Annotated in this window: 1 protein-coding gene; it reads left to right on the top strand. The window is 66.1% G+C overall.

What is annotated here, in order from left to right:
• A partial coding sequence (locus tag DQW85_RS21645; RefSeq protein WP_162795185.1) for a glycoside hydrolase family 16 protein occupies positions 1–528 on the top strand: 528 nt, incomplete at both ends.

The following is a 528-nucleotide window of genomic DNA, read 5'->3' as shown; positions in this document are numbered from 1 at the left end:
GTGGGTCCACAACACCGGCGGCGAGCCGCAGTGGGGCAACGAGGAATGGCAGTACTACACCAACCGCCCCCAGAACGTCTCCACCGACGGCGACGGAAACCTGGCCATCACCGCCCGGCGTGAGAAGCTGCCCGGAATGGCCAACTGCGCGTACGGCACCTGTGACATCACCTCCGGCCGCATCACCACCAAGGCCAAGTTCCAGCAGAGGTACGGCAGGTTCGAAGCCCGGATCAAGGTCCCGGCCGGCCAGGGCCTGTGGCCCGCGTTCTGGATGATGGGCAACGACATCGACAAGGTCGGCTGGCCGAACAACGGCGAGATCGACATCATGGAGATCATCGGCAAGGAACCCGGCACCGTGTACGGCACCGTGCACGGGCCCGGCTACTCCGGCGAGAACGGCCCCGGCGGCAGCACCAGCCTGCCCGGCGGCGCCAGGTTCGCCGACGCCTTCCACATCTACTCCGTGGAATGGTCACCCGACCAGATCATCTGGAAGCTCGACGGCAAGCAGTACCACTCGCT

It is taken from the genome of Nonomuraea lactucae (assembly GCF_003313395.1).
GTDB lineage: Bacteria > Actinomycetota > Actinomycetes > Streptosporangiales > Streptosporangiaceae > Nonomuraea > Nonomuraea lactucae.
The sequence above is the reverse complement of the archived record's forward strand: the minus strand, read 5'-3'. Positions and strand labels throughout refer to the sequence as shown.